This is a genomic window from Pantoea cypripedii (assembly GCF_002095535.1).
Taxonomy (GTDB): domain Bacteria; phylum Pseudomonadota; class Gammaproteobacteria; order Enterobacterales; family Enterobacteriaceae; genus Pantoea; species Pantoea cypripedii.
The window spans coordinates 2503670-2518444 of sequence record NZ_MLJI01000001.1 but is presented as its reverse complement, the minus strand read 5'-3'; the positions used below and the strand labels follow the sequence as shown (position 1 = coordinate 2518444).

Annotated in this window: 10 protein-coding genes; 9 read left to right on the top strand and 1 reads right to left on the bottom strand. The window is 53.3% G+C overall.

Features of this window, described 5'->3' with window-relative positions; genetic code table 11:
• The first annotated feature begins 11 nt into the window (after positions 1–11).
• The 9 genes from HA50_RS11655 (at position 12) to HA50_RS11615 (ending at position 10451) form a co-directional block, all read left to right on the top strand.
• Positions 12–2993 (top strand): OTU domain-containing protein, encoded by a 2982-nt coding sequence (locus HA50_RS11655; protein WP_139810922.1) that lies wholly within the window; start codon positions 12–14, stop codon positions 2991–2993.
• 149 nt (positions 2994–3142) lie between these two features.
• The gene (locus tag HA50_RS11650) at positions 3143–4111 is read left to right on the top strand and encodes an HNH endonuclease signature motif containing protein (RefSeq protein ID WP_084875560.1); all 969 of its coding nucleotides are present in this window, start codon (positions 3143–3145) and stop codon (positions 4109–4111) included.
• Between the two features lie 143 nt (positions 4112–4254).
• The gene (locus HA50_RS11645) at positions 4255–4977 is read left to right on the top strand and encodes an RNA polymerase sigma factor FliA (protein ID WP_084875557.1); all 723 of its coding nucleotides are present in this window, start codon (positions 4255–4257) and stop codon (positions 4975–4977) included.
• 49 nt (positions 4978–5026) lie between these two features.
• Positions 5027–5530 (top strand): flagella biosynthesis regulatory protein FliZ, encoded by a 504-nt coding sequence (fliZ, locus tag HA50_RS11640; RefSeq protein ID WP_013509525.1) that lies wholly within the window; start codon positions 5027–5029, stop codon positions 5528–5530.
• A gap of 131 nt (positions 5531–5661) precedes the next feature.
• Positions 5662–6648, top strand: coding sequence for a D-cysteine desulfhydrase (locus HA50_RS11635; RefSeq protein WP_084875554.1), 987 nt, complete (start codon positions 5662–5664; stop codon positions 6646–6648).
• Between the two features lie 136 nt (positions 6649–6784).
• Positions 6785–7585 carry a cystine ABC transporter substrate-binding protein gene (gene tcyJ / locus HA50_RS11630; protein WP_084875552.1) on the top strand — a complete coding sequence of 267 codons (801 nt, stop codon included), beginning with the start codon at positions 6785–6787 and terminating at the stop codon, positions 7583–7585.
• A complete protein-coding gene (gene tcyL / locus HA50_RS11625) occupies positions 7585–8253 on the top strand; it encodes a cystine ABC transporter permease (protein WP_084875548.1) in 669 nt (222 codons plus the stop codon). The genes tcyJ and tcyL overlap by 1 nt, the downstream gene beginning before the upstream one ends.
• Positions 8250–9002 carry an L-cystine ABC transporter ATP-binding protein TcyN gene (gene tcyN / locus HA50_RS11620; protein ID WP_084875546.1) on the top strand — a complete coding sequence of 251 codons (753 nt, stop codon included), beginning with the start codon at positions 8250–8252 and terminating at the stop codon, positions 9000–9002. Before tcyL ends, tcyN begins: the two co-directional genes overlap by 4 nt.
• Before the next feature lie 366 nt (positions 9003–9368).
• Positions 9369–10451 carry an acyltransferase family protein gene (locus tag HA50_RS11615; protein ID WP_084875543.1) on the top strand — a complete coding sequence of 361 codons (1083 nt, stop codon included), beginning with the start codon at positions 9369–9371 and terminating at the stop codon, positions 10449–10451.
• 140 nt (positions 10452–10591) lie between these two features.
• Here the strand turns inward: HA50_RS11615 and putA are convergent, their stop codons facing one another.
• Complete coding sequence (gene putA / locus HA50_RS11610) at positions 10592–14536, bottom strand: trifunctional transcriptional regulator/proline dehydrogenase/L-glutamate gamma-semialdehyde dehydrogenase (RefSeq protein ID WP_084875541.1); 3945 nt, start codon at positions 14534–14536, stop codon at positions 10592–10594.
• Positions 14537–14775 lie beyond the last annotated feature (239 nt).

Sequence of the window (14775 nt, the reverse complement as noted above, 5' to 3'; positions counted from 1 at the left end):
AGGAATATATCATGCCAGACTTTCATAATGTTCATTCATTAGTGAATTTTAATCGCCAGTCCACATTATCCAGCCGCCCACCTGCATTGAAAAAAATAACGACGGTTGCATCTTTAAATAATACCACCGCAACAATTTCCTCACGTATCATGCCACCACCGTTACGCCCAGAGCGGAATCTATTATCTGCTGCCAGTCAATCGTTCCCTTTTCGCAACCCTGTGGAGAGTAAACTTACCCGGTCAATTCAGAAAATAGCGCCATTTAGCATCGCGCAGAAAAGACCCTCTTCAGTTATGGAGATTACCCGTGGTCGCACAGAGCAAGTTAAAAGTAAACGCTTTGATCCCAGCTGGGGCGCGAGCGATATATTAAAATCAGGGAGTGAAGCAAGGCATAACGCAAAAGTAAAAAAATCGATCCAAAAGAACGCCACACAGTTGCTGGAAAAACTTTCATTACAGACGAAAGAAAGAAGTGAAAGCGAGAAAGCAAAAGAAACTTTATTAAGTTGCATTCGCGAGGAAGGCCGATGGGATCATGATGCCATCGATATTGCAGTGGATGCGCTGGCTAATGCCTGTAATATACGCATCCGAATCTATGATGCTGACGTGGGAATGATTGCTGATGCCGGACAGGAGCAGAACACGCAACGCACCATCAATTTACAACGAGTCAGAATTCGGGGTTATGAGCATTATCAATTTATCGATAACGCAGGTTACGTGCAAGATGTGGCGGCCGATGGCAATTGTTTGTTTCGGGCAGTATCCCTGGCGTTGTACGGCGATCAAGATTCCTGGATTTATTTAAGAGGCCAGACTGCTGACCATGTTGAAAATCACTATGAGATTTACAGAGATTTTATTCGGGTGGTACCGCTGGAGCGGACGCCTGAGACAACCGGGCAGGAAAAAAAACTTGAAGACCTCTTGCCAGACCTTACGGTCAGTAAGCCACACGTTAAGGATACTATTCTGGATAACTTCTTAACGACGTTGCAAAAGGATTTGCACAGTTTTATCGGGCGTAGTGCTACACCATCACAGATTGTTTCTGAAAAAGACCAACGAATCCTGAGAAATGTTCTGCACCATTTTTTATCGATCTATGATGCCAGCAGGTTGCAGGGCATAAAAGAAACAATTGCTTATCTGCAGCCGGTTCAGCAAAAGAGAATCCTCGGTCGTTTACAATATCGGATCGAGCGTGCTCAGGATGGCGAGTACAACCTTGAGTTAAATGAGCAGGCAAGCAGGCAAAAAGTCAGGGAAATGGCTTCACTGAAGATTCTTGCCAATGCCATTACCCATGATCTGATGACCGTGCTGATAGAAACCGGTATCAGCCCTCACCAATTGCTGGCTTTCATTGAACTGACCGAAGCCGCGACATTGATACAAGAGGGCCAATTACTCGGCACCGCATTGGAAGATTTGGGAGAAATTGTGCGGGAAATGGAGAAAGACCCCGATTTACCTGAAAATTGCCAGCGCATCAGGGAGCCTGCGGTTCAGGAACAGATAGATAATTTAAAAGAATGCTTTGAAAAGGATCTGATTGAACTGGCACACTTTGTCAATAACGTCGATTTTGAAGGGCATTTCTTTCTGAATGAACAGCAATTAGACGAGAATTATAGTGCTGAAAATTATAATTACACTGACAAACTTGAGGATGTGCTCGCCAGAGAGGGGGTGATTAAAGAACATTTAATTGCTAACCGTGTCAGGCGCTTGCTGGAACATCTTCACCTGCAACGTCTCCCGATGAATAACCTGCATGAGGATGCGGCGTATAATAGTCCATTATTTATGACGAGAAGTGTGATTAACCCGGATGAGAGGGGGCTGTATTATGATGGACGTCTTAGCGTAAAAAACCTTAAGCATCACCTCAGAAATAATCGCGCCGCCAGAATGGCCAGTCTGAGGCAGCATATGATTGGAGCACCGTTTATTTTCGGCGAGGGTACGCCCGTTACCAGCATGAATCTGGACGGTCTCGACTATGGTGATAAGGGACTGAGCTATAAATTTCTCTATCAGGAATTAATCGATAATCGGAATATTTCCATCATTCGTCTCAATCGTATTGGCTTGTGGAGTAATACCCTTATTCCAAAAATAACCAAAACAGGTACGCTTGATTTTCACTGGATGGATGATTTCCCGGATGACGTGATAGAGTTATTATTTCATGCATTCAGAAATCCCGAACAAAACGGTGATCATGATAGTTTATTATTGTTCAACTCACTGCAACGGATTGGTAAAAAACTGAATGGAGAGACATTTGACGAGCATCAGTTCGGAAAACTCATTCAGGACGGGCTTCACCCCTACACGCTGGAACGGTTATCTCTCAAATTAGATGAACTGGCGTATCTGCTGTTTTTATTCCCGAACGGTGTGAATGGTGGCCGGGGTATCATTGATATTGCGCTGAAGATGAGTGAGGAGCGTGATGAAGGCGAGTTGCCGTACAACCCCCACGCCGACTGGAAAAAACTGGTGACCTCGCTGGCGCTGGATAAAACTTATCGGACAAGGCTCGAAGAGCGTCTTCAGGTGTTGCAGACCGCCATTAATGATATTCCCTGGGAGCGGCTATGCCACTATCTGGCCCGACATACCAATATCAGGGTGGTTGAGCAAAATCAGATACGTGATTTTGTCGCTGATTATCAGCCATCGGGTGTGGTTAACTTTACGCCACCTGCAAACGAACCCAACGAACCCTGGCTGTTGCTGTGCCCGGATTATCTGGAGGTCTACGATGATCAGGGTGTATCAGTCGGGGAATTTTATCGCTTTGAAAACACCAATTTTTCCGCACTGCGCGCCCTGATTGAATCTGAAGCAACGATTTTTAACGATACGCACGGACGTTTTCCTGACGATGCAGAAAACCGGGAGGCGTTAGAGCGTCTGGCTAAGAAGATTATAGCCATGCATAACATCACGAAAACCGACCAGAAGCCTGTCTGACAAGTGCTTTTCCGGTAGCGGCACGATTCAGCGTGCCGCTGCCATAAAAAAGTAACCATCCTGTTACAGAACCCGCCAAATCTGCCGATAACCCCTTTCAGAATCACACAGATTATTGCCTTATTTTTTTTCCATTTTCTGGGGTGTCTATGCGCTTCAATTATGACTTGTTACCCGGTGAGCTACTGACTTTTGAAGAGATCGCATTGCGCTACACGCAACAGCATCCTGACGAGAAAGAGCTGACCTCCCGCGGGTTGCTGAGCCCGTCAACCAGCTATCGCAATTTGATTATCCGCGCGGTGTTTGCCCAGCAGGAGATCAATAGTCCGCTGGAAGATCTGTTATTTGTCTCGGATGACAACGAACGTAAAAACTATCTGCGCCGTTTTGAGCATTACCTGAAAAATCAGCAGGCTTTCCTTTATTTCCGTCGTACTGATGAGATAAAGAAAGAAAATCGCTGGAAGGTGGTGGGGGAAACCCGTGTCTACGCGATGCTTGATCCGCATTCTGCCGAGGCGCAAAACATGCTGGCGAGCCGCGGTTTTAAGCTGGTGCTGATGCGCCAGAATGAAGAGGATGAATACTGGCAGTTGTTCGACCCGCAGGCACATCCCTGTTTCCCGCTGTCACGCAAGGTGCAATTCCTGGTGGTGCTGAGTACGCCGCAACATAAAGTGCCGATTGCGGTGATGCCCGGCACCGAAGTGGGCAGGCGGGTTAAAGCCAGGGTTTTCCAGCGCGACAGCCAGGCCGAATTTAGCGCGGCGGTAAAAGCGCGATATGGTGCCTGTATCATCACCGGCACACGGCTAACCGAGCGCCATAGCTGGCCCTGGGTCGAAGCCTGCCATATCGATACCCAGGAAAATGATGATGGATTTCTCGCCGATAATAGCGTGGACAACGGTTTGTTCCTGCGCAGTGACTTACAACGGCTGTTTATCAACCGAATGTTAAGCATTGATGCGGAAACCGGCCAGGTATTGTTCAAGTCACAGCTGGAAAGCGACGATAACATTAATCCTTTTTATCAGGTGCTTGAGGGTAAAACCTGTGCACTGTGGGATGCGGTGCCGCCCGGCACGCGGCAGCGTCTGCGTAATCTGCGTTAATCACCCAATGGATGGCGGCTCATGATGCTGCCATCTATTACAAATTTGAAATAACCGCGCTTTGCCCGCCTATTCACCCAATCAAAACACCCTACAGAATTGGATAATCATGCCGATAACTTTACTAACGCAGGGTAGTCAACGTGAACGATCTCTATACCGCCGATGGCGTGATGGATAAACATTCGCTCTGGCAGCGCTACGTTCCTCTGGTGCGGCACGAAGCGCTGCGTCTGCAGGTGCGCTTGCCAGCCAGCGTTGAACTTGACGATCTGCTGCAGGCCGGTGGCATTGGTTTACTGAATGCCGTGGAGCGCTATGACGCGTTACAGGGCACCGCCTTTACCACCTACGCCGTGCAGCGCATCCGGGGATCAATGCTGGATGAATTGCGTAGCCGTGACTGGGCACCACGCAGCGTTCGCCGCAATGCGCGCGAAGTGGCGGGTGCGATGCATCAGGTAGAACAAGCGATGGGGCGCGCGGCTACCGAGCAGGAAGTGGCTGAGCAATTGAATGTTTCGCTGGAAGAGTATCGGCAGATTCTGCTGGATACCAACAACAGCCAGCTCTTCTCCTACGACGAGTATCGGGAAGAACACGGTGACAGCGCAGAGCTGGTGACGGAAGGGCATGAAGAAGCCAACCCGCTTCATCAACTGATGGAAGGGAATCTGCGTGAGCGCGTAATTGAAGCGATCGAGGCGTTGCCCGAACGTGAAAAATTGGTGCTGACACTGTACTACCAGGAAGAACTGAACCTGAAAGAGATTGGCGCGGTGCTTGAAGTGGGCGAATCCCGCGTCAGCCAGCTGCACAGTCAGGCGATCAAACGCCTGCGTGCCCGATTAACGGGAGCGCGCTGACAGAATCAGTTCCTGGCGATCCAAAAATAATAAAACCGGGGACTCAGCAATGGGAGCCAAATCCAAAGCCAGACCTTTAAGTCGCTACCTTAAAGACTACAAGCACAGCCAAAGCAATTGTTCACACTGTGGCAAAGTTCTTGACCGTATGGCGTTAGTGTTCCGTGGCCAGATTATCAACAAAGAGGCCATCGCACGCATGGACCAGATGATTGACGATCAGGTCTGGATGAAACTCCAGCCGGAATTGACTGCCTTGTGTCGTTTTTGCAGCGATATTTTTTGTAATACTCATCCGAATTACTTCGATATCATGGCGTTCAAACAATACCTCTTTGAACAGACTGAGATGAGCCACAGTACCATTCGTGAATACGTGGTGCGGTTACGTCGTCTCGATGACATGCTTAAGGCGAAAAACTTCCCGGCAGAACGTTTGCGGGGCAATAGCTGGCATGAATGTCTGGAGAACGATTTACCTGATGCCGGTAATAACAACTACCGCATCGCTTTGCGCAAATATGACCAGTTTTTAGGCTGGCAGCGCAGTTAACTGTGATCCTCCCCCTGTTGTTGTCGAAGACGTCAGCAACAGGGACCGCACCCGGTGATTTCCGGGTGCGACTTCGCTCATCTTCTGCAACACTGTAAGAATAATCGCACTTAGCCCGAATGGAGGCTGCATTGTCCTTACATCTTTTGCACCAGTATCCCCGTCTTGAATTACTCGGTGCACCTACGCCGCTGGAACACCTGCCACGTCTGTCTGACTATCTGGGCCGTGATATTTTCATCAAACGCGATGATTTCACGCCGATGGCATTCGGCGGCAACAAGCTGCGCAAACTGGAATTTCTGGCGGCCGATGCTCTGCGCGAAGGCGCGGATGTATTGCTGACCGCCGGTGCTATTCAGTCGAACCATGTGCGCCAGACTGCTGCTGTCGCGGCACGTCTCGGCCTGAGATGCGTGGCGCTGCTGGAAAACCCGATTGGTACCACCGCAGAAAACTACCTCACTAACGGCAATCGCCTGCTGCTGGATCTGATGGATGTGGAAGTGGTGATGGTGGAGGCGTTGCACAACCCAACCGCACAGCTGGCGGAGCAGGCCATTCGCCTGGAAGCGCAGGGATTCCGTCCTTATGTGGTGCCCGTTGGCGGCTCCAATGCACTCGGCGCACTGGGATATGTCGAGTGCGCGCAGGAAATCGCCCATCAGAGCGAAGGAGTGGTGGATTTTGCCGCCGTGGTTGTCGCGTCCGGTAGCGCGGGTACCCATGCCGGTCTGGCGGTTGGTCTGGAGCAGTTGCTGCCAGACAGCGAGCTGGTGGGGGTGACGGTGTCGCGTAAAGTGGCCGATCAGCTGCCAGTGGTGGAGCGCATCCGCAGTGCGCTGGCGCAGCAGCTGGAGGTCACCGCCCAGGCGCCAATAACCCTGTGGGACGACTATTTTGCCCCGCGTTACGGTGAACCGAACGAAGAAGGGATGGACGCCGTCAAGCTGCTGGCGCGGCTGGAAGGCATCATGCTTGACCCGGTGTACACCGGTAAAGCCATGGCCGGTCTCATCGATGGTATCAACCAGCAGCGCTTCCGCCGCGAAGGACCACTATTATTTGTTCATACCGGCGGTGCGCCCGCGTTATTTGCTTATCATCCTTCGGTCTGAGGCGCGGCTGAAAAAAGGTTTATAATCCGGCCGTTATTTGACTTGCCCGGTCAGGTAACGCCAATAACGATAGTGCGGCAGACGTGGTTTTTGCCGCCTCACAACACACAACTCACAAATAATAAATGGGGTAACTATGGCTTTCTCACAGATTCGTCGCCAGCTGGTGATGGGCGTGGTGGCGGTGGCATTAGTCGCTGGCTTCAACGTGAAAACCTTTGCGGCAGAAAATCTGCTCAATAAAGTTAAAGAGCGCGGTACGCTGCTGGTGGGTCTGGAAGGGACGTATCCACCGTTCAGCTTCCAGGACGAAAACGGCAAGCTGACCGGTTTTGAAGTCGAGTTTGCTCAGCAACTGGCTCAGCATCTCGGCGTCAAAGCCAGCCTGAAACCGACCAAATGGGACGGCATGCTGGCGGCGCTGGATTCAAAACGCATTGACGTCGTCATCAACCAGGTCACGATTTCTGACGAGCGTAAGAAGAAATATGATTTCTCCACGCCATACACCATCTCCGGTGTGCAGGCACTGACGCTGAAGAAAAACGCGGGCAGCATCAGTAAGCCGGACGATCTCTCGGGTAAGAAAGTGGGCGTTGGCCTCGGTTCTAACTATGAGCAATGGCTGCGCGATAACGTCAATGGTGTCGATATCCGCACCTATGATGATGACCCGACCAAATATCAGGATCTGCGTTCTGGCCGTCTTGATGCCATCCTGGTCGATCGCCTGGCGGCGCTGGATCTGGTGAAGAAAACCGGCGATACCATGGCGGTAGCCGGTCCGGCTTTCTCCCGTCTGGAGTCGGGTGTGGCACTGCGTAAAGGCAACGATGATTTGCTGAAAGCGATTAATGCCGCCATTGCTGAGATGCAAAAAGATGGCTCGCTGAGCAAGCTCTCCGAGAAATGGTTCGGCGCGGACGTCACTAAATAATGCAGGAAAGCCTACAACTGGTGCTGGATTCAGCACCATTTCTCCTCAAGGGCGCGGTGTTCACCCTTCAGCTGAGTATCGGCGGGATGTTCTTTGGCCTGATACTTGGCTTTGTGCTGGCATTGATGCGCCTGTCCCACTTCTGGCCAATTAACTGGCTGGCCCGCATTTACGTCTCGATCTTCCGCGGCACCCCGCTGATCGCCCAGCTGTTTATGATCTACTACGGTCTGCCGCAGTTTGGCATCGAGCTGGACCCGATTCCTTCCGCGATGATTGGTCTGTCGCTTAACACCGCAGCCTATGCCTCGGAATCGCTGCGTGGTGCCATCGCCGCGATTGAACGGGGACAGTGGGAAGCGGCCGCCAGTATCGGTATGACGCCGTGGCAGACACTGCGGCGCGTGATTCTGCCGCAGGCGGCGCGGACGGCGTTGCCACCGCTGGGCAATAGCTTTATCAGCCTGGTGAAAGACACCTCGCTGGCGGCGACCATTCAGGTGCCGGAGTTATTCCGTCAGGCGCAGCTGATCACCTCACGTACCCTTGAGGTGTTCACCATGTATCTGGCCGCGTCGGTGATTTACTGGGTGATGGCCACGGTGCTTTCTGCGTTGCAGAACCGGCTGGAAGCGCATGTAAATCGTCAGGATCGGGAGGTGAAATGAGTGCCATTGAAGTTCGTCAGCTGGTGAAGCAGTTTCACGGCCAGACGGTGCTGCACGGTATCGATCTGGACGTGGCTTCCGGTGAAGTCGTTGCCATTATCGGACCGAGTGGCTCGGGTAAAACTACGCTGTTACGCAGTATTAATCTGCTGGAAGTGCCGGACAGTGGGCGCATCAGGGTCGGGGATATCTCGGTCGATGCCGCGCTGGGCATCCATAAGCAGAAAGAGTTGGTACGGCGTCTGCGTCAGCAGGTCGGTTTTGTGTTCCAGAACTTCAATCTGTTTCCTCACCGCTCGGTGCTGGAAAACATTATTGAGGGGCCGGTAATCGTTAAAGGAGAGCCGAAAGCGGAAGCCATTGCGCGCGCCCGCTCGCTGCTGGAGAAAGTCGGCTTGCAGGGTAAGGAAGAAAGCTTCCCGCGCCGGTTGTCCGGAGGACAGCAGCAGCGCGTGGCGATTGCGCGTGCACTGGCGATGCGGCCGCAGGTGATTTTGTTTGATGAACCGACGTCTGCACTTGATCCGGAACTGGTGGGGGAAGTGCTGAATACCATTCGTGCGCTGGCGGAAGAGAAGCGCACCATGGTCATCGTCACCCACGAAATGAGCTTTGCCCGCGATGTTGCTGACCGCGCGATCTTTATGGATCAGGGACGCATCGTAGAGCAGGGGCCGTCAAAAGCGCTGTTTAGCAACCCACAGCAGGCGCGTACCCGGCAGTTTCTCGATAAATTCCTTAATCAATAATCTTCAGCGCCGCAAATTATTTGCGGCGTTTTTTCCACAGCTTACCCCTCTTATCACTCGATTATTCTCTGGCTGAATTGGCGGTGCAATATTCTTAATTGTTGGCTGTGTTTATTTTCTGTTGACAGGGGAGGTGATTGTTTAGCGTTTAAATAAATGAGGTAAATCATTAGCCTGCTTATTTACCAATAAAGACAAAACCACGTAACGCATTGTTATATCAGGACCAGCGCAAAACTTTTAAGAGTTTCGCTACAGTAATGCAACATCTCCTGCCCGATAATCCCCCCTTAATCTAAAAAAGTACTGTTCATATATCTGCCTCACATTTTCGCATTTCAGACCTACACAGCGGGAGTTAATCTTATGAATAACACCAGGAGCGATGAAATATTGTGGGTGAACACCCTTAAAGGGACCTGCATATTACTGGTTGTGCTCTACCACACGGTCTTACCTGGATTTGAGAATACGGTGCAATATCTGTCGGCAGGATGGATTCCGGCTGAATTATGGGTGAAGTTTAATACGGTGCTGTCGCCACTGCGTATGCCGGCCTTTTTCTTTGTGTCGGGATTGCTGGCAGCGAACGGCATTATGAATCGCCCATGGAAACAGGTGTTTACCAGCCGGATTACCAACCTGTTCTATCTCTATATTTTATGGGGATTTATTCAGTGGTGGTCAATTGTCGGTATCTCCTCCGAAATTACCGGGCAACGGATCTCGGAAAACCTGAATGCGGCGTATGCCGGTTCGCTGCTTGAGTTTCTGAAACTGACCTTCCTCGCCATGAGTACCTCCTGGTATCTGTATGGTCTGGGCATTTACTTCCTGTTCGCCAGGATCTTCCGTAAGCAGAAAATGGCGTTGCTGGTGGTCGCGGTGGTGCTGAATTATCTGGCAGTCGAAAAGATTATTCCGTTCTGGGGACCACAGAGCCTGGCGCAATATTTTCTGTTCTTCCTGATGGGGGCATTCTGGAGCCCGCTGATGCTGCGCCTGAGCGAATGGCGACGTGAAAACATCGTGCCCTGGGCGCTGCTGGTGGCCCTGGCGGGTGTGCATGTGATTTTCGGTATGAGCAGAAGTCTGTTTATGTGCCTGATTGCGGTGCTGTGCAGCGTAGCAATTTGTCGCTGGCTGAATGCCCATTTCCGTATGAGCTGGCTCAACTGGATCGGGCGTAACACGTTGCAGATTTACGTTATTCACCGCATCTTCATCGAGTTCTTTGGCATGTCGGCGATTCTGTTTGCCCAGCGTCATCATCTGTTCGAGCAAACATGGTTTTCCGTGCTGTGGGCCTGTCTCTACCCGATAGCGATCGTCACCATCTGTTCGCTGTGCTCGGTACTGGTGTGGTCGTTAACCAATCGTGGTCTGGGGCAGTCGCTGTTTGTTTTCCCCACCCTGATTGGCATGAAACGTAAGAAAACCGCAGCGTAGCAATGCGTTTTGCCGCCTGAAGAACAAACTTGCGCAATAAATTGCGCCGCTACAAACCGTGCAGATCCGTAGCGGCGCGATTTATCGCGCAATAAAATCTGCATAGCGGCCCTGTTACAGGGCCGCTTTGCGGCTCAATATCAACCAATGGTCATCAGACTGGCGTTACCCCCGGCAGCGGCGGTATTGACGCTGAGCGAACGTTCAATCAACAACCGTTCCAGCAGCAGATTGGTTTCACCGCGGGCAAAGCCCTGCACAGAAACAATCGCCCCCTCACGCGCAGCAACCTGCTCGCACAGGCTACGTAGCTGATCGGCATCACCGTGGTAGATCACCGCATCAAACTCACCCGCCAGCACATCTTTTGCCAGCGTAATGCGTTGCTGAACTGACGCAGGTAACGCCGCGCGCAGCGTGCGATGCAGTTCATCATCCGGCCACAACGCATGGCTGCCGACGCTGGTGACGGCTGCCAGTTGCGTCAGCGCATCCTGCTCATTATCGGCGATACACAATACCTGCTCACGCGGTAACAGGGTGAAGGTGTTGCGCTCACCGGTCGGACCCGGCAACACGCGTACCGTACCGGCTTGTGTCAGCTGTTCATAGCGCTGTGTCAGGGCCAGCAATTCAGGTTTGTCCTGTGCCCATTGTTGCAGTGCCTGATGGGCGCTGAGCAGCGTGGTGCGCAGTGCGCTGTCCACCGGGCGCTCGGCATCCTGGCGATCAAAAGTCGTGCGCAGTGCAGCGTCCGGGCGGTTGGCCAGCAGGCGATAGAGATAGAGCGGACCACCGGCTTTCGGACCGGTACCCGACAAGCCTTCGCCCCCGAACGGTTGCACGCCGACCACAGCACCGACCATATTGCGGTTCACATACAGGTTGCCGACTTTCGCTCCGGCAGTGACCTGCGCAATGGTTTCATCGATACGGGTATGTACGCCGAGCGTCAGGCCATAACCGGAGGCGTTGATCTGATCGATCAGCTGCGGCAGGTTATTACGCGCGAAACGCACCACATGCAGCACCGGGCCAAAGACTTCTTTGTCGAGATCGCTGACCTGTTCCAGCTCAATCAGCGTCGGTTTAACAAAGGTGCCCGTCGTCCATTCTTTGCTGTCCTGTGGATTTTCCTGCGCGGCCTGGTAAATGGTGAAGCCTTTACTGCGCATCGCCTGAATGTGACGCTCAATATTGGCTTTGGCTTCGGCATCAATCACCGGACCCACATCGGTGGAAAGGCGCTCCGGATTCCCCATGCGGCACTCGGCCATGGCACCGCGCAGCATTTTCAGCGTGTGATCGGCCACATCATCCTGCACACACAGCAGACGCAGGGCCGAGCAACGCTGTCCGGCGCTATCAAAGGCGGAAGCAACGATATCCACCACCACCTGCTCGGTCAGCGCCGAGGAATCCACGATCATCGCGTTCATCCCGCCGGTCTCGGCAATCAGCGGCGTTGGGCGGCCCTGCGGATCGAGACGACCGGCAAGGTTGCGTTGCAGCAGGGTGGCAACGGCGGTAGAACCGGTGAACATCACACCGCGCACGCGCTCGTCTCCGGTCAACTGAGCCCCCACGGTTTCCCCCAGGCCTGGCAACAGTTGCAGCACGCCAGACGGCACACCGGCATCCAGCATAATCTGTACTGCCTGGGCGGCGATCAGTGGCGTTTGCTCGGCCGGTTTCGCCAGCACGCTGTTGCCTGCGGCGAGGGCGGCGGCAATCTGGCCACTGAAAATCGCCAGCGGGAAATTCCACGGACTGATACACACCACCGGACCCAGCGGGCGATGGGTGACGTTGTCGAAATCATCACGCACCATGCTCGCGTAGTAGTAGAGGAAATCTACCGCTTCACGCACTTCGGCGATGGCGTTGTTGTAGGTTTTACCCGCCTCACGTACCAGCAGGCCAATCAGCTGCTGCATCTGGCCTTCCATCATTTCCGCAGCGCGTTCCAGAATGGCGGCGCGTTCCTGCGGTGGGGTGGCAAACCAGATCGGACCGGCATTCACTGCCGCATCCAGCGCCTGTGACACCTCCTGAGACGTGGCTTCGCGCACGCTGCCTACCACATCGGCGGGAGCCGACGGGTTGAGCACCGGACGGCTGCTACCGGCACCCAGCTCGCCGTCAATCAGCGGCTGGGCCTGCCACGGCTGGCTGGCGCTGTTCAGCAGTGCGCTGGACAGCGATGCCAGACGGTGTTCGTTCGCCATGTCGAGACCGGCGGAGTTAACGCGTTTTTCGCCATACAACTCGCGCGGCAACGGAATTTTCGCGTGCGGCAGGCCAATCGCTCCTTCGCTCGCCCCCATTTTTTCCACTGCCGTGACCGGATCGGCCACCAGTTCATCGATTGGCAGCGAAGTATCGGCGATGCGGTTCACAAACGAGGTGTTGGCCCCGTTTTCCAGCAGACGGCGTACCAGATACGCCAGCAGGGTTTCATGGGTGCCAACGGGGGCATAAATACGACATGGGCGATTGAGTTTGCCATCGGCGACTTTGCCCACCACCTGCTCATACAAGGGTTCTCCCATGCCATGCAGGCACTGGAATTCGTACTGACCTGGATAGTAGTTGTTACCTGCCAGCTGATAAATCGCCGCCAGCGTATGGGCGTTATGGGTGGCGAATTGCGGATAGATCAGGTTTGGCACCGCCAGCAGTTTGCGTGCGCAGGCCAGGTAGGAGATATCGGTATACACCTTGCGGGTATACACCGGGTAGCCTTCCAGCCCGTCGATCTGGGCGCGTTTGATTTCGCTGTCCCAGTAGGCACCTTTCACCAGACGAATCATCAGACGACGACGGCTGCGCTGAGCCAGATCCACCAGGTAATCAATCACGAACGGACAGCGTTTCTGATAGGCCTGAATCACGAAGCCAATCCCGTTCCAGCCTTCCAGCTCCGGCTCAAAGCACAGTTTTTCCAGCAGGTCGAGCGACAGTTCGAGGCGGTCAGCTTCCTCGGCATCGATGTTAATACCGATGTCGTAAGAGCGCGCCAGCAGCGTCAAGGATTTCAGTGTTGGGTAGAGTTCTTCCATCACGCGTTCATACTGCGCGCGGCTGTAGCGCGGATGCAGTGCCGACAACTTGATGGAGATACCTGGGCCTTCGTAAATACCACGCCCATTGGAGGCTTTACCAATGGCGTGAATGGCCTGCTGATAGGAGACCAGGTAGGCTTTGGCATCACTGGCGGTGAGTGCCGCTTCGCCCAGCATATCGTAAGAATAGCGGAAGCCTTTCTCTTCCAGCTTGCGTGCGTTAGCCAGCGCTTCAGCGATGGTTTCACCGGTCACAAACTGTTCCCCCATCAGACGCATCGCCATATCCACACCTTTGCGGATTAGCGGCTCACCGCTCTTACCAATGATGCGGTTAAGGGAGCGGGACAGGTTAGCCTCATTGTGGGTGGACACCAAACGGCCGGTGAACAACAGGCCCCAGGTGGCGGCATTGACGAACATCGACGGACTGCGACCGAGATGCGACTGCCAGTTGCCATTGCTGATTTTGTCGCGGATTAACGCATCACGCGTCGGTTTATCAGGAATACGCAGCAAAGCTTCGGCCAGGCACATCAGCGCCACCCCTTCCTGAGAAGAGAGGGAGAACTCCTGCAACAAACTTTGCACCATTCCGGCGCGCCCGGTTGCACCTTTCTGATGCCGAAGTTTATCGGCGAGGGTGTAAGCCAGCTGATGGGTTTTTTCCGCCAGCGGGGCAGGGAGGCGTGCCTGTTCCAGCAGCATTGGGACGGCATCGGTTTCCGGACGACGCCATGCAGCGGTAATGGCTGAACGTGTCACCGACTGCGGCAGAATATGCTCGGCGAAATCGAGGAACGGTTGCAGGGTCTCTTCAGCTGATGCGTCTTCCTGCGCAGTATCACTGGGTTGCAACGGAATCTCCGGCTGCGAATCCCCAGCCTCCAGCTGCGCCAGATAGTTAAAAATCGCCTGTTTAATCAACCAGTGTGGCGTGCGATCGATCTTCTGTGCTGCCAATTTAATGCGATCGCGGGTGGCGTCATCCAGCTTCACCCCCATGGTGGTGGTTCCCATGCTTTCCTGTTCCTCAAAAAGAATAGTTTGATGTCCGGTGTGAACTGCACTATCACTTATGTTGCAACTTTGTGCAACCTTGTTAATTGTGCGCTAAGTCATTGGTCTGAGGTTTATTGCAAGAATCTCGCCAGGGTTGCACCTTGGGTGATTGTAAATTCATGGGGTGCAACCGTCTGTAGCGTGAAATGAAAGGCATTGTACCGGCCACCGCTTTGCGGCAGGATACCGCGCCTTTA

Bases quoted from the DNA above. Each gene is read 5' to 3' on its own strand.
- HA50_RS11655 (WP_139810922.1), top strand. From the start codon at position 12: ATGCCAGACTTTCATAATGTTCATTCATTAGTGAATTTTAATCGCCAG.
- HA50_RS11650 (WP_084875560.1), top strand. From the start codon at position 3,143: ATGCGCTTCAATTATGACTTGTTACCCGGTGAGCTACTGACTTTTGAA.
- fliZ (WP_013509525.1), top strand. From the start codon at position 5,027: ATGGGAGCCAAATCCAAAGCCAGACCTTTAAGTCGCTACCTTAAAGAC.
- tcyJ (WP_084875552.1), top strand. From the start codon at position 6,785: ATGGCTTTCTCACAGATTCGTCGCCAGCTGGTGATGGGCGTGGTGGCG.
- tcyL (WP_084875548.1), top strand. From the start codon at position 7,585: ATGCAGGAAAGCCTACAACTGGTGCTGGATTCAGCACCATTTCTCCTC.
- tcyN (WP_084875546.1), top strand. From the start codon at position 8,250: ATGAGTGCCATTGAAGTTCGTCAGCTGGTGAAGCAGTTTCACGGCCAG.
- HA50_RS11615 (WP_084875543.1), top strand. From the start codon at position 9,369: ATGAATAACACCAGGAGCGATGAAATATTGTGGGTGAACACCCTTAAA.
- putA (WP_084875541.1), bottom strand. From the start codon at position 14,536: ATGGGAACCACCACCATGGGGGTGAAGCTGGATGACGCCACCCGCGAT.